The organism is Acidobacteriota bacterium, from assembly GCA_009838525.1.
GTDB lineage: Bacteria > Acidobacteriota > Vicinamibacteria > Vicinamibacterales > UBA8438 > VXRJ01.
In genome coordinates, this window is sequence record VXRJ01000003.1 from 1 (window position 1) to 20,820 (window position 20,820).

At 68.6% G+C, this 20,820-nt stretch carries 19 protein-coding genes; 13 read left to right on the forward strand and 6 right to left on the reverse strand.

Annotated elements, in window-relative coordinates; all coding sequences use genetic code 11:
- The first annotated feature begins 67 nt into the window (after positions 1-67).
- Genes F4Y45_00395 through F4Y45_00415 form a run of 5 tightly spaced genes read left to right on the forward strand, consistent with a single transcriptional unit; the run spans position 68 to position 5,701 of the window.
- Positions 68-922 (forward strand): carboxyvinyl-carboxyphosphonate phosphorylmutase, encoded by an 855-nt coding sequence (locus F4Y45_00395; GenBank protein ID MXY22971.1) that lies wholly within the window; start codon positions 68-70, stop codon positions 920-922.
- Positions 923-978: 56 nt separating this feature from the next.
- The gene (locus tag F4Y45_00400; GenBank protein ID MXY22972.1) at positions 979-1,452 is read left to right on the forward strand and encodes a (2Fe-2S)-binding protein; all 474 of its coding nucleotides are present in this window, start codon (positions 979-981) and stop codon (positions 1,450-1,452) included.
- Positions 1,453-1,473: 21 nt separating this feature from the next.
- On the forward strand, positions 1,474-3,837 hold the full coding sequence (locus F4Y45_00405) for a molybdopterin-dependent oxidoreductase (GenBank protein MXY22973.1): 2,364 nt from the start codon (positions 1,474-1,476) through the stop codon (positions 3,835-3,837).
- Between the two features lie 2 nt (positions 3,838-3,839).
- Positions 3,840-4,703: a xanthine dehydrogenase family protein subunit M gene (locus tag F4Y45_00410; GenBank protein ID MXY22974.1), complete on the forward strand. Its 864-nt coding sequence runs from the start codon at positions 3,840-3,842 to the stop codon at positions 4,701-4,703.
- Between the two features lie 8 nt (positions 4,704-4,711).
- Positions 4,712-5,701 carry a MoxR family ATPase gene (locus F4Y45_00415; GenBank protein ID MXY22975.1) on the forward strand — a complete coding sequence of 330 codons (990 nt, stop codon included), beginning with the start codon at positions 4,712-4,714 and terminating at the stop codon, positions 5,699-5,701.
- Between the two features lie 26 nt (positions 5,702-5,727).
- Here the strand turns inward: F4Y45_00415 and mazF are convergent, their stop codons facing one another.
- A complete protein-coding gene (gene mazF, locus F4Y45_00420; protein ID MXY22976.1) occupies positions 5,728-6,087 on the reverse strand; it encodes an endoribonuclease MazF in 360 nt (119 codons plus the stop codon).
- Positions 6,081-6,323, reverse strand: coding sequence for an AbrB/MazE/SpoVT family DNA-binding domain-containing protein (locus F4Y45_00425; GenBank protein ID MXY22977.1), 243 nt, complete (start codon positions 6,321-6,323; stop codon positions 6,081-6,083). The genes mazF and F4Y45_00425 overlap by 7 nt, the downstream gene beginning before the upstream one ends.
- 125 nt (positions 6,324-6,448) lie before the next feature.
- Between F4Y45_00425 and F4Y45_00430 the strand changes: the two genes are divergently transcribed.
- Together F4Y45_00430 and F4Y45_00435 are read left to right on the forward strand one after the other, a co-directional pair.
- On the forward strand, positions 6,449-7,663 hold the full coding sequence (locus tag F4Y45_00430) for a VWA domain-containing protein (GenBank protein ID MXY22978.1): 1,215 nt from the start codon (positions 6,449-6,451) through the stop codon (positions 7,661-7,663).
- A gap of 55 nt (positions 7,664-7,718) precedes the next feature.
- Complete coding sequence (locus F4Y45_00435; GenBank protein MXY22979.1) at positions 7,719-9,191, forward strand: PQQ-binding-like beta-propeller repeat protein; 1,473 nt, start codon at positions 7,719-7,721, stop codon at positions 9,189-9,191.
- A 35-nt stretch (positions 9,192-9,226) separates the two neighbouring features.
- On the opposite strand, the gene F4Y45_00440 is transcribed toward F4Y45_00435, so the two are convergent.
- Positions 9,227-10,225 carry a DNA-processing protein DprA gene (locus tag F4Y45_00440; GenBank protein MXY22980.1) on the reverse strand — a complete coding sequence of 333 codons (999 nt, stop codon included), beginning with the start codon at positions 10,223-10,225 and terminating at the stop codon, positions 9,227-9,229.
- On the opposite strand from F4Y45_00440, the gene F4Y45_00445 reads away from it, so the two are divergent.
- On the forward strand, positions 10,201-11,181 hold the full coding sequence (locus F4Y45_00445) for a hypothetical protein (GenBank protein ID MXY22981.1): 981 nt from the start codon (positions 10,201-10,203) through the stop codon (positions 11,179-11,181). The genes F4Y45_00440 and F4Y45_00445 overlap by 25 nt on opposite strands.
- An 8-nt stretch (positions 11,182-11,189) precedes the next feature.
- On the forward strand, positions 11,190-11,798 hold the full coding sequence (locus F4Y45_00450) for a GNAT family N-acetyltransferase (GenBank protein MXY22982.1): 609 nt from the start codon (positions 11,190-11,192) through the stop codon (positions 11,796-11,798).
- 26 nt (positions 11,799-11,824) lie between these two features.
- Here F4Y45_00450 and F4Y45_00455 read toward each other — a convergent pair whose 3' ends face one another.
- On the reverse strand, positions 11,825-13,546 hold the full coding sequence (locus tag F4Y45_00455; GenBank protein MXY22983.1) for a hypothetical protein: 1,722 nt from the start codon (positions 13,544-13,546) through the stop codon (positions 11,825-11,827).
- Positions 13,547-13,556: 10 nt separating this feature from the next.
- Positions 13,557-14,576, reverse strand: coding sequence for a hypothetical protein (locus tag F4Y45_00460; protein MXY22984.1), 1,020 nt, complete (start codon positions 14,574-14,576; stop codon positions 13,557-13,559).
- Between the two features lie 192 nt (positions 14,577-14,768).
- Here F4Y45_00460 and cofH point away from each other — a divergent pair, with 192 nt between their 5' ends.
- The 4 genes from cofH to F4Y45_00480 are packed head-to-tail and all read left to right on the forward strand — an operon-like array spanning position 14,769 to position 20,242.
- Positions 14,769-17,252: a 7,8-didemethyl-8-hydroxy-5-deazariboflavin synthase subunit CofH gene (gene cofH / locus F4Y45_00465; GenBank protein MXY22985.1), complete on the forward strand. Its 2,484-nt coding sequence runs from the start codon at positions 14,769-14,771 to the stop codon at positions 17,250-17,252.
- A 24-nt stretch (positions 17,253-17,276) separates the two neighbouring features.
- Entirely contained in the window at positions 17,277-17,795 is a 519-nt protein-coding gene (locus F4Y45_00470; GenBank protein MXY22986.1) for a hypothetical protein, read from the forward strand.
- A 42-nt stretch (positions 17,796-17,837) separates the two neighbouring features.
- Positions 17,838-19,028: an amidohydrolase/deacetylase family metallohydrolase gene (locus tag F4Y45_00475; GenBank protein MXY22987.1), complete on the forward strand. Its 1,191-nt coding sequence runs from the start codon at positions 17,838-17,840 to the stop codon at positions 19,026-19,028.
- Positions 19,029-19,036: 8 nt separating this feature from the next.
- On the forward strand, positions 19,037-20,242 hold the full coding sequence (locus F4Y45_00480; GenBank protein ID MXY22988.1) for a VCBS repeat-containing protein: 1,206 nt from the start codon (positions 19,037-19,039) through the stop codon (positions 20,240-20,242).
- A 27-nt stretch (positions 20,243-20,269) separates the two neighbouring features.
- Here F4Y45_00480 and F4Y45_00485 read toward each other — a convergent pair whose 3' ends face one another.
- Positions 20,270-20,806: a CDP-alcohol phosphatidyltransferase family protein gene (locus F4Y45_00485; GenBank protein MXY22989.1), complete on the reverse strand. Its 537-nt coding sequence runs from the start codon at positions 20,804-20,806 to the stop codon at positions 20,270-20,272.
- Positions 20,807-20,820: the final 14 nt, after the last annotated feature.

A 20,820-nucleotide genomic window follows, 5' to 3' on the forward strand; every position in this document is an offset into this window, starting at 1 on the left:
GCGGCGCCGTAGCCGCAGTAGCCCGGACCCCGGCGACACCCACCCGCCCCGGAGATCGGAGGAAAGCATGTCCACGAGGATCAGCACGCTGCTCGCTCACAATGGCAGCCTCGTCTTCCCCGGCGTCTACGACACGCTGTCGGCGAGGATGGCGGAGCGCGTCGGATTCGAGCTGGCGTTCGTCTCCGGCTACGCCGTTTCCGCCACCGCCATCGGCGAACCGGACATCGGTCTGCTGACCGGTAGCGAGGTGATCGACGCGGCGCGCCGGATCTGCCGTAGCGTGTCCATCCCGATCATCGTCGACGCCGACACCGGCTACGGCAATGCGCTGAACGTCGCGCGGACGGTGCGCGAGCTGGTCGACGCAGGGGCGGCGGGCTGCTTCCTGGAGGATCAACAGTGGCCGAAGCGGTGCGGCCACATGCAGGGCAAGAAGGTGATCCCGCGCGACGAATACCTGGGCAAGGTCCGCGCCGCCGTCGACACGAAATCGGACACGGACTTCTTCCTCGTCGCCCGCACCGACGCGATCGCCGACGGGGGCCTTGACGAGGCGGTCGCCCGGGCGGAAGCGGCGCGGGCGGCGGGCGCCGATGCGACATTCATCGAGGCGCCGCCCTCCCTAGAAGCCCTCGCCGAAGTGGGCCGCCGCGCGCCGAAGCCAACCGTCGCCAACATGATCGAACAGGGCCGGACGCCGCTGTTGCCACAGGAGGAGTTGGCGGGGCTGGGATTCAACCTCATCCTCTACCCTCTGACCGGCCTCTACGCCGCCGCCCGCGCCCTCGAGACGGTCTACGGCCGGATGCATGCCGACGGCCACACGGCGGCCTGCGAGGATCGACTGATCACGTTCGAGGGCTTCAACGACCTGATCGGAGCGGGCGATCGACAGGCGCTAGCCAAGCGCTACGAATGAACGGTATGGTGCACCGGGCGGACGATATAATGTCGGCCCTTGCCAGGAGGTGACGCGTGAGAGTTCCCGTCAGCATTACCGTCAACGGCCGCCTCTACGAACAGGAAGTGGAGCCGCGGCTGTTGCTGGTCCATTTCATCCGAGGTCTCGGCGGCCTGACCGGCACGAAGGTAGGGTGCGACACCAGTCAGTGCGGTTCCTGCACGGTGTTGATTGACGGCGTTTCCGCCAAGTCGTGCACAACCCTCGCGGTGCAGGCGGACGGTGCGTCCGTGACAACGATCGAGGGTCTTGCGGACGGCGAGCAGTTGCATCCCCTCCAGGAGAGCTTCTGGAACAAGCACGGCCTGCAATGCGGCTTCTGCACGCCCGGCATGATCATGGCGTCCCACGAGCTGCTCCGGACGAACAGCTCCCCGAGCGACGCCGAGATCCGCCACGGCCTGGAAGGCAACATGTGCCGGTGCACCGGCTACCAGAACATTGTGCGCGCCGTGCGTGACGCGGCGGAAACGACGGCGAATCAGTAGCCGGTCACGCGGAGGACAACGATGAGCACCAGAATCTTCGGCTCAGGTATCCGCCGCCGGGAAGACCCGCGGCTAATCACCGGGAGCGCCACCTACACCGACGACATCACACTCCCCGGCATGGTCCACGCGGCGATGCTCCGCAGCGAGCATGCGCACGCGAAGATCACCCGGATCGACACCAGCAAGGCCGCCGGCGCGCCCGGAGTTGTCGCCGTCTACACCGGCGCCGACATCGAAGGCGCGCTCGCGCCGATGCCGTGCGCGTGGCTGCTTCCCGACTCGGATCTCAAGATCGCGGCGTATCCCTGCATCGCGAAGGACGTGGTCCGCTACACCGGCGATATCGTCGCGACGGTCGTGGCGGAGACCCCCTACCAGGCGCACGATGCGCTCGCGTTGATCGAGGTGGACTACGAACCGCTCGAGGTGGTGATCGATCCCGAGGCGGCGCACGACGACGGCGCTCCGCAGCTCCATGACGACATCGAGGGGAACCAGGCGTTCCACTGGACAGTCGCGGGAGGCGGCGACGTCGACGAGGCATTCGCGGAAGCGGAGGCGAACGGCGTTGTCCTGAAGGAGCGGATCCTCCAGCAGCGCCTCATCCCCAACGCCATGGAGACGCGGGGGGCCCTCGCGCAGTACAACCAGGCGACGGGCGAACTGACGCTCTGGAACACCACGCAGAACCCGCACATCGTCCGGTTCCTCTGCTCCGTCGTGACCGGCGTGCCGGAGGACAAGCTCCGCGTCATCGCTCCGGAGGTGGGCGGCGGCTTCGGCTCGAAGATTGCCGCCTACCCGGCCGACTTCATCACCGTGTTCTGCTCGAAGACGCTGGGCCGGCCGGTGAAGTGGACCGAGACCCGGAGCGAGAACTACCAGGCGACGACGCACGGCCGCGACCACGTGCAGGACGTCGAGCTGGCGGCGACGAAGGACGGCAAGATCACCGGCCTACGCTGCACGGTGCATGCCGGCATGGGCGCGTACCTGTCGACGGCGGCGCCCGGCATTCCGACCATCCTTCACGGATTGATGCTGTCCGGCGTCTACGACATCCCGGCGATCAAGGAGGATGTTTACGGCGTCTACACGAACGGCGTGCCGGTGGAGGCGTACCGCGGCGCGGGGCGTCCCGAGGCGACGTTCATGCTGGAGAGGATGGTCGATATCCTCGCCGGCGAGCTCGGCATGGATCCGGCCGACGTCCGCCGGAAGAACTTCATTCCGAAGTTCGACGACGGCCATACGGTCGTCACCACTCTCAACTACGACAGTGGAGACTACCCCGGCGCCCTCGAGAAGCTGCTCGACCACACCGGCTACGCCGACCTGCGGGCCAGGCAGCAGGCCGGGCCGTCGAACGGCAAGCACCTCGGTCTGGGCCTGTCGACGTACGTCGAGATCTGCGGCCTCGGACCGTCGCAGGTGGCCGGCGCGATCGGCTTCCAGGGCGGCCTGTGGGAGAGCGCGATCGTCCGATTCCACCCCACCGGCAAGGTGCATGTCTTCATCGGCGCCTCTCCGCACGGTCAGGGGGAGGAAACGACCTTCGCCCAGATCGTTGCGAGCGAGATCGGCGTCGACGCGGGCGACGTGAAGGTCGTCCATGGCGACACCGACGCCACGCCGATGGGCTGGGGAACCTACGGCAGCCGGACCACGGCGGTCGGCGGCGCCGCGCTCGCCCTCGCGGTCCGCAAGATCCGCGAGAAGGCGAAGGTCCTCGCCGCGCATCTGCTCGAAGCCTCGGTCGACGACATGGAGTACGAGGACGGCAAGTTCTTCGTGAAGGGTTCCCCCGACAAGGCGAAGACGATTCAGGACATCGCGCTGATGGCGAACGTCGCGTGGAACCTACCGGAAGGCATGGAAGGCGGACTCGAAGCGACGACCTTCTACGATCCCCCCAACTTCGTCTTCCCGTACGGCGCGCATCTCGCGGTCGTGGAGGTGGACGCCAGCACGGGCCAGGTGGATCTGACCGGCTACACGGCGCTCGACGACTGCGGACCGCAGATCAACCCGACCATCGTCGAGGGCCAGGTGCATGGCGGCGTCGTCCAGGGCGTCGGCCAGGCCCTCTGGGAGGGTGCGTCCTACGACGAGAACGGGCAGTTAGCGACCGGCTCGATGCTCGACTACGCATTGCCGCGCGCCGACCTCCTGCCCGACATCGACGTCATCTCGACCGTCACCCCGTCGCCGCACCATCCGCTCGGCGTGAAGGGGATTGGCGAGGCGGGCACCATCGCCTCGACCGCCGCCGTCTACAACGCGGTGATGGATGCACTCCGGCCGCTCGGCGTCAAGCGTATCGACATGCCGTTCACGCCGGAACGGGTCTGGCAGGCGATTCAGGACGCGAAAGGGAACTGACCATGTTTGCTGCCAATTTCGACTACTACCGGGCCAGTTCGGTCGCCGATGCGGGCAGGCTGCTCGCCGAGCACCCGGGGGCGAAGCTGCTGGCGGGCGGCCACAGCCTGATCCCGCTGCTGAAGCTCCGACTGGCGGCCCCGTCCGCGGTCATCGACATCGGGCGCATCGCCGAATTGCGTGGCATCTCAGCCGGGGGCGACGGCCTGCGGATCGGGGCGCTGACGACCCACGCCGAGATCGCCGCGTCGTCCGACGTGCAGCAGCACGCCGCCGCCCTCGCCGAGGCGGCGAGTCAAATCGGCGACCCGGCAGTGCGTAACCGCGGCACCATCGGCGGCAACCTGGCCCACGCGGACCCCGCGTCCGACCTGCCGACGGTGTTGGCCGCGCTCGGCGCGACGCTATCCGTAGTCGGCCCGGGCGGCGAGCGGTCCATCGCAGCGGACGGGTTCTTCCAGGGGCTGATGATGACGGCGCTCGGTGAGAACGAGGTGCTCACGGCGATCACCGTTCCCGCAGCGGGCGGCGCCGGCAGCGCCTACGCGAAGTTCCCGCACCCGGCATCGCGCTACGCGGTGGTGGGGGCCGCGGCAAACGTCACGGCGAGCAACGGGACCTGCTCGGGCGCGTCGGTGGCGGTCGGCGGCCTGACGCCCGCGCCGGTGCGCTGTGCCGGCGTGGAAGGCGCGCTGTCCGGCCAGGCGTTGACGGCGGAGGCGATCGCGGCCGCCGCCGAGGCGGTGGCGGGTGACGTGGGCGAGGATCTGATCGGCGACGTGTTTGCCTCCGCCGAATACCGCAAGGCGGTCGCGTCCGTCTATGTTCGACGTGCGCTCACCGCCGCCGCGGAACGGGCCGGATAGGGCCCACCGTGGCCGCCGCAGCGCTACCAGACTCCATCGACGAGCTGCAGTCGCTCCTCTCTGAACAGCTCTACGTGGCCGACGACGGACTGGCCACGTCGATCTATCTGGCCCTGAAGTTGCAGCGTCCCCTGCTATTGGAGGGTGAAGCCGGTGTCGGGAAGACGGAGGTGGCGAAGGTGCTGGCCGGTGGGCTGGGCACCGACCTGATCCGCCTGCAGTGCTACGAGGGCCTCGATGTCACGCACGCGGTCTACGAGTGGAACTACGCGCGCCAGCTCATCGGGATCCGCCTGGCGGAAGCCTCGGACGGAGTGAAGGCCGGCACGAAGGGCGACGACAGGAAGAAGACGAGGCAGGGGCGGGAGGCACTGCGCGCACGCGATCTGTTCGGTCCCGACTTCCTGATTGAACGGCCGCTGCTACGGGCGTTGCGGGGCGGGCGGGAACGTCCGCCGGTGCTTCTGATCGACGAACTCGACCGGGCCGACGAGGAGTTCGAAGGCTACCTGCTGGAACTCTTGTCCGACTTCCAGATCACCATTCCCGAGTTGGGCGCCATCAAGGCGGAGGCTCCGCCGGTAGTCGTGATCACCTCCAACCGGACCCGCGAGTTGCATGACGCCCTGAAACGCCGCTGCGTCTACGCCTGGATCGATTACCCCAGCTTCGAGAAGGAGCTGCGGATCATCACCACCAAGCTGCCGGACGCGCCGGCGACACTGGCCGAGCAGGCAACCCGATTCATCCAGGAACTGCGAGAAGCCGACCTCTACAAGGTGACCGGCGTCTCCGAGACCCTCGACTGGGTCGCCGCCCTCGTCGCGCTTGACCGGCAGGAGCTCGACGCGGCCACCATAGAGCGCACGCTCGGCATGGTCCTCAAGACGCAGGAGGACATGCAGTCCATCCGCGGCGAACGGATTCAGCAGATGCTCAACCGGGCGAAGGCGCCCGGCGCACGAGCCGCCACCCCGGACGCACCCGCGCGCGGGTGAAGCCCCGCGCTTGTTTGCGTGGGGTGTCAGACCGCTCGCGACGGCCCCAGCAGCAGATTGACCTTGTGCAGAACCGTGGATACGGTTTGCCGCGGCAGCGCCGTGATCACCGCCGCGTTCCGCTTGCGCCAGTCCAGGCTCTTCACCTGGTCTGCGAGGATGACACCGGCGACACCGAGCCCGTTCGGGATGGCCACCTCGAAGGGGTATCCCTTGACCTGACTCGTGACTGGGCACAGCAGGGCCAGACCGACCTTGCCGTTGTACGCGGCCGGCGACAGTACGATGGCGGGCCAGCGTCCCGCCTGCTCCCTACCGGTCTGCGGGTTGAAGTCAATCCAGACCGCATCTCCGCGGTCGGGAACCGGCCCCGGTGGTGTCACCACGCTTCACCGCCCACGGGGGAGCCAGTCTCGACCTCACCGTGGAGATTGTCCTCGGTCACGCGGGCGAGGAGGTCATCCAGCGTCGCGGGGGATCGGTCCAGTACCGAGATGACAAGCTGCTCACCCCGCGAGGTCAGCTCTACCGTAGCGTTCAGGGTGATGCCCATGCTGGCGGCGACGGACTGCGGAATCCTGAGCGCCAGACTGTTGCCCCATTTACCGATGCGTGTCTCCATGTCGGCTCCCGATCCCACCACACGAGGAAAAGCGATGTAGATACAATGTATATACGCTTGCCCAGCGGCGGGCGTCAACCCCGCGCCGACACGCCGCTGCGCCGTCTGGGAGAATGTACCCGCAGATGTCTTTTCTGCTCCACAACCTGATCCACTTCACGCGGATGCTGCACAGGTTAGGGCTCGACGTGCAGGCCGGACGGACCCGGGACGTAGCGATGGCGCTCCGGTACGTCGACGTCGGACAGCGGTCGGAGTTCTACCACTGCCTCCGGTGCCTGCTGATTCATCGCGTCGACGACCTCCCGTTGTTCGATGAGGCGTTCCGCGTGTTCTGGCGGCGGCCGCATGGAGACTGGACCGAATCCGATCTCCGCGCGATGGGCGAGAAACGACGATCCGGTCAGCCCGAGTACGAGTCGGAACTGCCGCCGGACGCCTCACCCGGCGGCGACGGGGCCGCAGAGGCGCCGCCGCGCTACCAGGTGGAGCGGATGGCGGCGCTCAGTTACAGCGACCGCGACGGGCTGTGGGCGAAGGACTTCGAGCAGTTCACGGAAGCGGAGGTGGCCGAAGCCGAACGGATGATGGCCACCCTCGACTGGGAGCTGGGCGAGCGGCGCTCCCAGCGGTGGATGCCGGGGAAGGGTCCGGCCCTGGACCTGCGCCGCGCCGTCCGCAGGAACATGCGGCATGGCGGGGAGATCGTCCACCTGCCGTCGCGCCGGCGCAAGACGAAGCGGCGTCCGCTGATCCTGCTGTGCGACGTGAGCGGATCGATGGAACGCTACAGCCGGATGCTGCTGCACTTCGTCCATACGCTGTCCGGCGGCGGGCGCCTTGGACGCGTGGAGTCGTTCGTCTTTGCCACCCGGCTGACGCGTATCACGCATCAGTTGACAGCGCGCCGACCCGCCACGGCCGTGGTGCCGTCGCTCCCCCGGACGATCGGCGACTTCGGCGGCGGCACCCGCATCGGTGATTCGCTGCACACGTTCAACACCGAGTGGGCGCGTCGGGTGCGGGGCCAGGGTCCGGTCGTGCTGTTGATCTCCGACGGCTGGGACCGTGGGGAGCCGGGCCGCCTCCGCACCGAGATGGCGCGGCTGCATCGGTCGTGCCACCGTCTGATCTGGCTCAATCCGCTTCTCGGATCGCCGGACTATCTGCCTCTCACCCGTGGCATGCAGGCGGCGTTGCCGGAGATCGATGACTTCCTTCCGGTCCACAACCTCGCCAGCCTGGAGTCGCTGGCCCGGCACCTGAACAGCCTGCCGGCGCACCGGCCACCCCCGCGCCGCGCAGCCAGCCGGCCCGGCCAGCATCAGGTGAACGCGTAGCGTAGCCCGGGACCTCCGGCACCCGGGAGCCCTGGTCGCGCGGTATGCTCGTTACATGGGGAAGTTGCTGTTGCGCGTTCTGGCCGCCATCGTCGTGGTCGCGGCGTTCGCCGCGGGGGTCATGGTCCTGCTCGTGGTCGCGTTCGACATGCAGATCGAACTCGCCGGTAGCGGCATGCGACCGATCTTCTCGTTCGGCACGCCGGACGCGCACTACGCCGCTCTGGAGGCCGATCGCGACGAGCGCGTCGGGGCCGCCCAGCCCGCAAGCGCGTACGCGAGCGGCTCGGATGGCGCTTCGCCCGGACCCGGCGCCCCGGATCCGGCGCCCATCGCGGACGCCCAGGATCCCCCGGTCGCCGCGGCTGGCGACGCCTACTGGACCGACTTCCGCGGGCCGCACCGCGACGGCCTCTACACGGAGGCCGCGATCCGCACCGACTGGCCCGCCGCGGGGCTGGAACCGCTTTGGAGTCAGCCGGTCGGGGGCGGCTACGCCTCCTTCGTCATCGCCGACAGGCGGGCGTTCACCATTGAACAGCGCCGGGACGAGGAAGTGGTCGCGGCCTACGACATCGATACCGGCATCGAGATCTGGACCCACACCTGGCCCGCGCACTTTCAGGAGGCTATGGGCGGCCCGGGACCCCGCGCCACGCCGACGTGGCACGACGGCCAGATCTACGCGCTGGGCGCCACCGGCCAGTTCGTCAACCTGGACGGGGCCACCGGGGAGGTCCACTGGGAGCGGAACATCCTGACCGATGCGGGGGCCTCCAACCTTCCGTGGGCAATGTCCGGCGCGCCGCTCGTCGTCGACGACCTGGTCGTCGTGCAGCCGGGCGGCACTCGCGGCTGGTCGGTCGCCGCCTACGAGCGCCTGACCGGAGACGTCGCCTGGCACGTTCTGGACGATGTGCAGAGCTACACGTCGCCGATGCTTGCGACACTGGGCGGGGCGCGGCAGATTATCGTGGTGACGGCCGAGCGTGCCGCCGGACTGCGGCCGCATGACGGAGGCCTGCTCTGGGAGTACCCCTGGACCGTTCCCGTCGTCCCGAACATCGCCCAGCCGCTCGTCGTCGGCGACAAGCGGCTCTTCCTGTCGGCCAGCTACGGGAAGGGCGCGGCGCTCGTCGAGCTGACCCGGGACGGCGACGGTCTCGCCGCGGCGACGGTCTGGGAAACGAACCGAATGAAGAACGCGTTCAGCAGCTCCGTGCTGATCGACGGCTACATCTACGGTCTCGACGAGTCGATCCTCGCCTGCATCGACGCCGCCACCGGCGAGCTGATGTGGAAGGCAGGGCGCTACGGCCACGGTCAGCTCCTGGCCGCCGGTGATCATCTGATAGTGCTGACCGAGCGTGGCGAGCTCGTGCTGGTGCGGGCCACCCCGGACCGTCACGAGGAAGTGGCCGGATTCGGCGCCATCGAGGGCAAGACCTGGAACGTCCCCGCCATGGCGGACGGACGCATCCTCGTCCGCAACGCCCGGCAGATGGCCGCGTTCGACCTGTCGCCGTAGCAGCTTCTCGTCCCGGACAGCCACGGCCCACTACATCAACACGCTTCGTGCGCGGAAGGGCGCATCGCCGCCAGCGCGTCCTGGGGCGTCTTCAGCGGAATCGCGCGGGGGTAGCCGGACAGCAGCCGGGAGTTCCCCGCGGCGGCCTCGGCGCTCGCGAATTCCGGCGGATGCACGAGGCAGCCGACGGGTCGCCGTTGTCTCCGCGCGTGGTCGACGGTGATCATCGTCCCGTCGTCGCCTGGCGTTTCGACAACGACGACAAGTTCCGCCAGCGCGGACTGAATTCGATCCCGCTGACCGAACGCACGGCGGCGCGGCGGCGTGCCGGGCGGGTACTCGGACACGAGGCACCCGCCAGCGCCGATCAGCCGGTCCGCGAGATCCGCGTTCTCGGGCGGGTAGATCGAATCCAGGCCGTGCGCCAGTGCCGCGACGGTGATCCCGGCCGCGTCGATACAGCCCCAATGGGCCTCGGTGTCGCATCCGCGCGCAAGCCCGCTGACGACTACAAACCCCTCGGCGGCCAGATCGTGACCGAATGCTCGCGCCCGCCGGCGTCCGAACGCGGAGGGGGTACGCGTGCCGATCACGGCGACCGACCGGCAGTCGTTCAGCCCAGCAGCGGATCCCCGGCAGTACAGGAGTGGAACGTAGCCACCCAGCGCGGCGCCGCGGCGCTCGGGCCCCTGAAGCGCCGCCAGCCGCGTGGGATAGCGAGGGTCACCGTACGCAATGACCGTGATCGCCAGGTCGTCGCAGCGTTCCAGATTCCGTTCGGCGCGCTCCCAGGCACCGGCCGGATCCGTCCCGTCAAGACCGAGACGGTCCGCATGCCAATAGTCGGCGAACTCCCGACCGTCGTTTGGCAGACGTGCAGCGCCCAGCGCATCCACGACCCCGCGCGGCCGACACTTGAGCTCGCGCAAGGCCAGCGCAAGACAGGCACGACTCCGGTCCGCGTAGGTCACGACAGCACTTCGGGTCAGCCCCAATGTATCCTGTTTTGATGGTGAACGAGGTTTCTCTGGCAACCATCGCGCGGGCGCTGGATGCGATGCTCGACGGCGTTATGACGGCGCAGGCGCGCGTACTGTCGCACCTCGTGGCGGCGGGCGAGGCGGCCGGGAAGGATCCCGGGGACATCATCGCCATGCTCGATGGGGTGGCGGCGGAAACCGTGCTTGACGAATGCTGGGTCAGCAACGCGGACGGAGATGTCTACATTACGACCGTCCGCGACGAGGCGGGCGCGCCGCAGGCGTTCCGGTTCGATCCGGATCCGGCGGTCCAGCCACAGGCGTCGGCTTTCTACCCGCTGCTGTCGTCGAGCGTGGAGAGTGACGACGTCGTCGCGCAGGAAGCGCGCGTTCGCGAGATCGACAACGAGATCTTCAAGTACGTCGGCGTCTCCGGTGTAGACCAGCCCCGGATCGTGCAGGTAGGGAACGCACTCGCGTTCGAGGAGCAGGCGGCAGTCGGCGACACTTACGTGTCGCCCGTGATGACGGCGGTGACGGCGGCGTTCGACGAGCCGGACCTGCTGGAGTTCCGGAACACGAGCGCGTACGAGGAAATCCGCAGCGTCTTCGATGGAATCCTCGGCCAGCACATGATCGTGCAGGCCGCCCTCGCGGATCGGTTCCTGGCGAGCGCCGAGGCGGCCGGTTGGTCGGTGGACACCATCAACGGCCGCTTGCAGCGGATTGTTCGCTCGACGCCGATGGCGGAGGTTCACGTGGCCTCGCGGAGCGGTGAGGCGGTCTACTCCAGCGATCCATCAGGAAGGCGCCTGCCCGAACCGCCCTTCGCCGCAGACCTCGAGCGGCTTGCCGGAGAGACGCGGTCGGTCGACCATCCGACCCCTACGGTGGCAGATGGGCCGCTTGTGAAGCATGTCACGGCTCTGGGAGCCGACGGATTGCGGGTGATATGGATCGGCTATCCGATCGACGATGCTTCACCGGTATCGCCGCGATTCGGATCGTAGCGCGGGCGATGCAGCTCGATCTTGGGCACTGCGGCGTCCGGTCATTTCGCGATGCCGATGCCGCGCCGATCGCCCGGCACGCCAACAACCGCAAGGTCTGGGTCCAACTGCGGGATCAGTTTCCGCATCCCTACACCACCGACAATGCCCACGGGTTCATCCGATTCACGCTCGCGCAGGACAGGGAGACGGCGTTCGCCATCACGGTGGACGACCTGCCGGTAGGCGCCATCGGGGTCGTGCTCCGTGACGACGTGGAGCGTTGCTCGGCGGAGATCGGGTACTGGCTCGGGGAGGAGTACTGGGGCCGCGGGATCGCCACGAGCGCACTGGCCGGGTTAACGCGCTTCGCGTTCACCGCCTATGACCTCGAACGCCTCTACGCCCTGCCCCTCGCCTCGAACGCCGCGTCCTGCCGTGTGCTGGAGAAGGCCGGGTACCGGCTCGAGGGCCGCCTCCGCCGGAGCGCGATCAAGGACGGCGTTGTGCAGGATCAGCTGCTCTACGCGATCCTGCGGGAGGAGGCTGGCGTTGGAACCGCCGGTCGGGAGACCGGCGCACCAACCCGCGCACCGGCCGGCCCGACAAGCGGCGGCGGGGACGCCGACGCACGCTGACCGGCGCACCGCGACCGCGTGAACCACTACGGGTTCCGGGTCAGGTCGTAATACTCGAGGGCGGCGCCAAGAACCATCGCACCCCCACGGTCGTCGGCGCCGTTGACGGCGGGCCGATCCAGATAGTACCGCTCTGTCGGTCCCGCGCCGGTGCTGAAACAGACGTCGACCAGCGTGCCATCATCCGCGACATGCGCCAGCAGGGCGCGCCAGGCGCGATCGACGACCGGGAGATAGGAATCGTCGAGCCAGCCAAGCCGCATGCCGCGCGCCATGGCCGTCAGCGTCATCGCGGTGACGCTGGTCTCTCGGTAGCTCCCGGGCACGTCGACTATCTGTCGCCACATGCCGTCCGGGGCCTGCTGGGCACGCATCCCCTCCAGGTGCCGGCGGTGGACATCGAGGATGTCCGCGCGATCCGGATGGTCGTCCGGCAGAACCGTCAGGAGTTCCGAAAGGCCCAGCGCGCCGAAGCCGTTGCCGCGTCCCCAGGCGACCGGCGCGTCGGCGTCATGGTGGAACAGGCCGTTCGGCTGCTGCAGGCGGGCGGCGGTCGCCAGGACGAGGCGGACGGCGGCGGCCATCCCGTCCGGGTCGCCGGCGCGCACCGAGGCGATGGTGCCGAGGTAGAAGTCGTCGCTCCAGCCGGAAGCATGCTCCCCCACGCCCGGCGACGTTTCGGCCGCCGCGAGCGCCACGCCTTCCGCCGCAAGACGTTCGGCCGACTCTCGCAGGACATCGTCGTCCGACTGCCGGGCGATCTCCGAGAAGATCATCGTGCCGGCGATGGCGGCGTACGACACACGGTCACCGAACAGGACCTGCTCGCCCGAGAGCCACGGCTGGATGTCCGTCATCACCTTCTCACGCAGCGATGCGTCATCGTCCATGTCCGCTACGCGCAGCGCGTGAATCCAGGCGAGGGCCGGAATGTAGCCGATGCTGGCCGTGCCGGGATATCGCCGCGCCATCAGGCGCGCAACCTCAAGCGGGTCGCGCGCCATCCGGTCGAGGATGTTGGTCCGCAGTGTCGAGCGGCTGGCTGCGGCGCGGGCGAGCACCGCCCGCATGACTTCCGGTCCGTCCGGAGCGCGAGCGGTGACGAGCAACGTGTCGACCGGGCCGAGGCCTGGCTGGCTTGCGGGATCGGCCAGCGCCGCGGCAAGCGATCCCGGCGGGAGGTCATCGCCGTCGGCGCTCGAATAGACCTGCAGATCATCGCCGACCCGCACCTCCACCACCAGGTCCGGAGCCTGATAGCTGACCCAGCGCCAGACATAGCGGGTGCCGGGTCGGTCGGCGTGATCGAAGTAGCCATCGACCGGCGGGAACGCGTCGGGCGAGCGCAGCGAACCGTCGTTCGAGGGCGCCGCCAGGGGAAGCCCGCTCACCAGCCATGCGGAGCGGGCAACGTCGGACGCCTCGCGCTTGAACCAGTAGATAGCATTGCTCACGATGCGGGCGCTGTCAGCGTTGCCGTCGAGTCCGCCCACCAGCACGATGCGCGGTTCGGAGCGTGCCGGATCGAACGGCGCGCCATGCTCGAGCGTCCGGATCGGCTGGCCGTCGCGTGAGGTGCCGGCAGCGCTGACGATTCCGGGTTCGCCGGCTTCGGCGGCAATCTCGCCGAGCGTGGCCAGAGGCCTCTCTGGCGCGCATGCAGCCAGACCGAGACTCAGCGCCGCGACGGCAATAGCCGACGTGAGGCGACGGAGACGGCCGGCCCGGCGGCCGGCGCACCAGTTCATGGACGAGCGGCTACGGCTGATCGGTCGCCTGGTCCCTCGCGCGCTCGCCCGCCAGGATGTTCGTCATGCTGTAGTTCCCCTCGTGGCAGGCGTACTCGAACAGGTACGGCAGCTCGTCGGAAGGGAACGTGACGAACGGGAACTCGCCAGAGAAGGACTCGGTCCAGTGCGTCGGGTCCTCGACGCTGAACTCGTAGTTCACGGTGTCGGCATCGACGCGGGTGAACCGTTCCGTCACCGCAATCGTGTCATCCGCCCGGCCGTTCGCCATCCGGAGGAGCACCGGGTCGCCCCCAACCGCGCCGGCATTCGCCGTGGTCCGGCGGATGTTCGTGGTCTCGACCACCAGCGTGTCACCCTCCCACCGGCCGCGCGCGTCGCCGTGCCACTGGCGCACGCTCTCCGGCAGATGGTCGCGCCCGTCGAGCGGAATGATCCGCGTGTCATGGATCATCTCCGCGTAGATGACGACGTGGGTCGGCGTCTGCAGGATGATGAAGTTGTTGTTGTAGGCGCTCGGGAACATCGGCGGACCCGCCGACCAGACCAGGCAGCGGTCGTTCAGCTCGAGGTCCTCCCAACTGTCGAACGGCCCCTCGACCGGGTAGGCGGCATCGTGCGCCACCTTGCGATCCGCTGCGTCCGCCGTGCGCGCCGGCAGCCTGCCGTTGGGCGGATCGGTGATTAGCGACGTCCGGTTCGTCGGCCGTGTCCCTCCGTCCAGCCAGAAGTTGTTGTAGCCGCCAACGTTTCCACCGGCGACGGTCCGCCGCGGCGGCGCCACCAGCAGGTCCTGGTTGCGCTGCACGCGCGCCGCTTCCTGTTCCGCGACTTCCTCGTCGGTCAGGAACACCTTGTCACCGACTGAATCGGGGCGCTCGAGCGGCGTGATCGTCTTGTTCGTGTATGTCCCCTGCAGATCGGGATCACCCCAGGGGGTCCGGGGACCGTCCTGCGCCGCCGCAGCCGCCGGCAGCAGCAGCACGCAGGCGAACACACCCGCCAGCGCGGCAAAAGTTGGCCGAGTCATCTCACACCTCCCGTATCGCTTTGGGTACCGTCGCACGCGTTGTTCACAAGGACAATCAGTGCCCCAGTATACGCCCGTCACCGGACCGCTGGTAGTTGCAATCGCCGCGCAGGACGGCGTCGGAGTCGCAGACTGGCGCGCGGCATGCTATAAGCGTGTGCGGTGTTCGACGCCGCCAGTCTGCAAGTCGCCATGGATGCCCGCGCCTACGCCCGGCCCTCACGGGAAAGCGCCGCCGATCTGGCGCGGACGACCGATCTTCGCGCCTTGATGCAGCGGGCCGCGTCGCTGCGTGACGCCGGCTTCGGGCGCCCCGTCAGCTATTCGCGCAAGGTCTTCATCCCGCTTACGAAGCTCTGCCGCGACGTCTGCCACTACTGCACGTTCGCACAACCGCCGCGCCCGGGCGAGCGTGCCTATCTGACGCTTGACGAAGCGGTCGACATCGCCCGCAGCGGCGCCGCGGCCGGTTGCCGGGAAGCCCTCTTCACGCTGGGCGACAAGCCGGAGCTGCGCTACCCGCAGGCGCGCGCGGAACTTGCGGCGCTCGGCTACCCCACGACGGTGGCGTACCTCGTGGCGGCCGCACGTGCCGTCTTCGAGGCGACCGGCCTGCTGCCGCACGCCAATCCCGGCGTGATGACGCGGTCGGAGTTGCTCGCGCTGCGCGAGGTCTGTCCGTCCCAGGGGCTGATGCTCGAAAGCGTCTCCCGGCGGTTGCTCGAGCCCGGCGCGGCGCACCACGGATCGCCGGACAAGGACCCCGGCGCCCGGCTGGAGACGATCCGCCTCGCCGGCGAACTGGCCATCCCGTTCACGTCCGGCATCCTGATCGGCATCGGCGAAACCCGCCAGGAACGCGTGGACTCGCTCCTGGCGCTGCGCGATCTGCACGACGCCCACGGACACCTGCAGGAGATCATCGTCCAGAACTTCCGCGCGAAGCCGGGGACGCGGATGGTTGATGCGTCCGAGCCAACCCTTGAGGACCTGCAGTGGACGATTGCCTGCGCACGGATCCTCTTCGGTCCCGAGATGGCGATTCAGGCGCCGCCCAACCTGACTCCGGAGACCTTCCGCGAGCTGATCCGGGCCGGCATCAACGACTGGGGCGGCGTCTCTCCCGTGACGCCGGACCACGTCAATCCCGAGGCCCCCTGGCCGCATCTCGATCGCCTGGCGTGCGAGACCGCGCGCGAGGGAAAGGTGCTCACCGAGCGGCTGACGGTCTATCCGGCCTACGTGCGCAGGCTGGACACCTGGGTGGCGGAACCGCTGAGAACGGCCGTGCTGCAGGCATCCGACGCGGAGGGATTCGCCCGCGACAGCCGATGGGCGCCCGGCGACCCGGAGGCCGTGCTACCCACGGGGCTGCTCGATGAACTGAGTGAGCGGCCGGCCACGGCGACGCCGATCACGGAGTCGGCCACCGCGTCAATCTGCGCGAAGGCGGCGCGCGGCGACCGGCTGGACGAGACGGAGATCACGCACCTCTTCACGGCCCGCGGCGACGATCTGACGACCGTCGTGCGGGCCGCCGACACCCTCCGGCGGGAAGTGAACGGCGAGACGGTCACCTACGTCGTCAACCGCAACATCAACTACACGAACGTCTGCTACTTCCGCTGCCGGTTCTGCGCCTTCTCGAAGGGCAAACTGAGCGAGAACCTGCGCGGCGCGCCGTACGACCTGGACCTGGACGAGATTGCCCGCCGCACGCGCGAGGCGTGGGAGCGCGGCGCCACTGAAGTATGCATGCAGGGAGGCATACATCCCGACTACACCGGCGCGACGTACCTGGCGATCTGCCGAACGGTGAAGGAAGCCGTCCCCGCAATCCACGTCCATGCCTTCTCGCCCCTTGAGGTGTGGCAGGGAGCGGCGACCCTCGGCCTGCCGCTCAAGGCGTTCCTCCAGCAGTTGCGCGACGCCGGGCTCGGCACGCTACCGGGCACCGCCGCCGAAGTGCTCCACGACGAAGTCCGGCAGGAACTCTGTCCCGACAAGCTCAATTCCGAGCAGTGGCTCGAAGTCATGGAGACGGCGCACCGGGTCGGCTTCCGGACCACCGCGACGATCATGTACGGGCACATCGACCACCCGCATCACTGGGCAAGGCATCTGGCCGCGGTCCGGGACCTCCAGACGCGGACCGGCGGTTTCACGGAGTTCGTGCCCCTCCCCTTCGTCCACATGGAGGCCCCGATCTACCTCCAGGGACGCGCCCGGCGCGGGCCAACGTTCCGGGAGTCGCTGCTGATGCACGCGGTCGCGCGGCTGGCCCTCCATCCGGTCATAACCAACATTCAGGCATCCTGGGTCAAGATGGGACCGCGCGGCGTTCATGCCCTGCTGAACGCCGGCGTCAATGACCTGGGAGGCACCCTGATGAACGAGAGCATCACGCGCGCCGCCGGCGCCGGTTTCGGTCAGGAACTGCCGCCGGAACGGATGGAGGCGCTGATCATTGAGGCGGACCGGACCCCGCGTCAGCGGACAACGACGTACGGCGTACCGCCAGCGGAACAGACGGACCGTTCGTACCACGCGGAAGGCCTGTCGCCCGTGATTCAGACGCCGGCGCCGGCGTGGGCCCACCGCGGTCCGCGCGAGGCCCTCGTACGGCCGGGCCTGGGAACGGACATGGGCGAGACCGTGGTGGACCACGCGGGATAGCCCGGTGAGACAGGAGGGAAGTCGATGTCGAAGTTGACGCAGCGTACGGCGCTCACCGCGGTCGCCGTCGTCGTGATCGTGCTCGCCGCCGGGTTCGTGGGCTGGTCGGCCACCTGTCCGTGCGAACGGACGCCTGGCGGCTGGCTGTTCGGCACGGCGCATGACGACGCGGTGGACGACTGGACTTTCGCCAACCAGGTGACGCTCTGCCAGATTCAGATTCGTACCGGGCTTCTACCGCACGCGATCAATCTGAACTGCTTCGCCAACCGCGACGGCCACCTCTATCTGAGCTGCTCGAACTGCGACGGCAAGCGCTGGTCCGGCTACGCGGTGGACGACGGGTGGGCGCGGCTGCGGCTCGACGGCACCGTCTACCCGGTGACCCTGACCCGCGTGCTCGACGCGGCAGAGCTCGATCAGGCATGGGAAGCGCGGCTCGACAAGCTGCACAGCCTGGAGGAGCCGGCCAACCCGCCGGCGCCGCTCGGCTCGCCGCGCCCCGACGGCTGGTGGACATTCCGCGTCGTCTCGCGCGGCTAGCGCGCCTGCGGGCGCAGGCGGCGCAGGTCCCAGGAGGACGGCATGGTGATCACTCGACGACAGTTCGTCCGCACCGCCGCCGCCGCGGCGGCGGCGGTGGGAGCGCGACCCGCGGACGTGGCCGCCCAGAGCCCGGATCTCGTCGTCAGGGGCGGACGCGTGCTCGATCCGTCACAGCACCTCGACGCGATCCGTGACGTGGCGATTTCCGCCGGCCGCATCACCGCGGTTGAACCGAGCCTCGGGACCAACGGCGCCCAGGTAATCGACGCCCGGGGACGGTTCGTCGTACCGGGCCTGCTCGACGTCCACACGCACTACGCGAGGGACGCCGAGGGTCAGCGAATCTGTCTCGAAGATGGGGTCACCGCGTGGGTGGACGCCGGTTCGGCGGGCGCCGACTCGCTCGACGACCTGGCCGCCCTCGCGCGCTCGTCGCCGCAGCAGGGCCGCATCCTGATCAACATCGGCCGGGCCGGGATTCTGCGCGACGGCGACACCATGGACCTCGCGCTGGCCGATGTCGAGGTCGCGAAGGAGGCAGTGGGCCGCAACCGCGATGTCGTCGTGGGGGTCAAGGCACGGCTGACCGAAGGTGTCGCGGCCGACGACGTGGAGGTGCTGCGCCGGACGCAGGAGGTCGCGTCATTCTTCGATCTGCCCGTGATGATCCACATGGGGCAGACCGCCTCGCCAATGTCGACGATCCTGGACCAGCTCAAGCCGGGCGACATCGTCACGCACATGCTGGCCCCGCCCCCGAACGCCATCGTCAACGACGACGGCCGGATCGACCCGAGCGTGCTCGCAGCGCGACGCCGCGGCATCTGGTTCGATGTCGCCAACGGCCGGACCGGCCACGTGCGATGGGACACCGTCGACCAGATCATGGCGGCCGGCTTCTGGCCCGACACCATCTCGACCGACGGCAACACCACGAGCCGCAGCGTGCCGGGCGTGGTCGACCTGCCGAATGTCATGTCCAAGTTCCTGAACTTCGGAATGACCCTCGAACAGGTAGTCGCCTGCGCCACCGTCAACGCGTCGCGCGTCTTCCCCCACCTGAACGACCTGGGCACCCTGCATGTCGGCGCCCGCGCCGACGTGACGCTGCTCGAGCTCCGCGTCGGCACATTCGAATTCGTCGACAATTACGAGAACATCCGCACCGGACCGCAACGGCTCTTCCCGGCCGGCACCATCCATGGCGGCGAGTGGATCCCGCGCGCCTGACGGCTAACATGACTGCACTGGCTCGAGTCGCAACGCCAGCCGGCGCGCTGCTCGCGCTGTCGATTGCCGTGGCCGCGCCGTTCGTGGCGCCGGCAACCGCGCCGTTCGCGGCGCAGGACGCGCAGGTGGATGTCCATCGGTTCGTCACGCACACCATCGCCGCCGAAATGACGAACGGCTATCAGCCGATCGTGGTGGACCTGAACGCCGACGGCCGGCTGGACGTGATTGGCCTCTCGACCCGGCTCCCGGATCTGGTCTGGTTCGAAAACCCCGACTGGCAGCGGCATGTCATCACCACCGGCCTGAACCGATCCATCAACCTGGCCGCCCGCGATCTGGACGGCGACGGCATACCGGAACTGGCAATCGCCCACGCCTTCGGCACCACGCACCCCAACAGCCTCGGGATCCTGTCGCTGCTGACCCATCAAGGAGACCCGACGCGCCCCTGGCGCGTCCGCGAACTGGACCGCACGCCAACCGTCCATCGACTGCGCTGGGCGGACATCGACGGTAGCGGCCGGCCGGTCCTGATCAGCGCTCCGCTCTCAGGTCCCGCCGCGACCGCACCCGACTACCGCGACGACGTGCCGCTCTACTGGTACCGCCCGGACGACTGGACGCGCCGCACCCTGGCCGAGACGGGCCAGGGCGTCGTCCACGGCCTGCAGGTGAAACCGTGGGACGACCCGGAACGGGACGCCGTCTTCAGCGCGAGCTTTGGTGGCGTGCAGGTGCACCGCTACATCGACGGCGAATGGATTCCTGAACTGCTCGTTTCTGGCGATCCCGCGCCGTGGCCGGAGAGCGGCGCCAGCGACGTCGATACCGGCCGCCTTGGCGAGCGCGCGTTTGTCACCACCATCGAACCGTGGCACGGCCCCCAGGTCGTCGTCTATCGCGAGGACAACGGCGGCTGGACACGCCAGGTAATCGACACGATCGGAAGCGGCCACACCATCGTGACCGCCGACTTCGACAACGACGGTCGGGACGAAATCGTGACCGGTGACCGTGGCGACAGCGAGATGCTGTACCTCTACGCATCAACGGACCCGAGCGGCGCCAACTGGTCCCGTCAGACGCTCGACGACGACATGTCCCCCTCCGCCTGCGTGGTGGCCGATCTCGATGCCGACGCCGACACGGACCTCGTCTGCATCGGCGGCCGTACTGCCAATCTCAAGTGGTACGAGAACGTCTCACCCTGACCGCCTGCCCTGGCGGGCGCGTTGCTTCTACTGGCTCCGGCGAACGGCGGTGGCGCGATCGGCGATGGAGACCAGTGTTGACACAACCAGTAGCCACGCCACGGCGCTGGCGAGGAACAGCAGTGGTGACGTCAGGACGGGTACGAGATCCAGGCGCGCCGTGGCGATGATGACCAGCGGGGCGAAGTAGGCGATACCGTTCCACCGGCCAATCCGGCTCATGCGGAGGCGCGCCTGACGCTGAATCCAGTACGAGTCGACGACGTACTGCGCGAACGCGATCGCAATCAGGACCGGTAACAGCCATGGGACGTGGCCGGCGACCGCCGCCCCGCCCAGACAGGTCGTGACGAAGAAGCAGTCGACGGCATGGTCGAAGAGCTGTCCGCGAGGTGAAGCGGTGCCCTGCCGGCGGGCGACCATGCCGTCAAAGTAATCGCTCGCAAGCGCTACCGCGAGCAGGAGTCCGGCCAGGCCGGCGTGGAAAAAAGTCGGACGCGCGAAGGCGACGGCTAACGGAAGCGTCAGGCCGAAGCGGAGCGCGGTCAGGAGATGGGCGATCACCTAGCAGTCCGTGG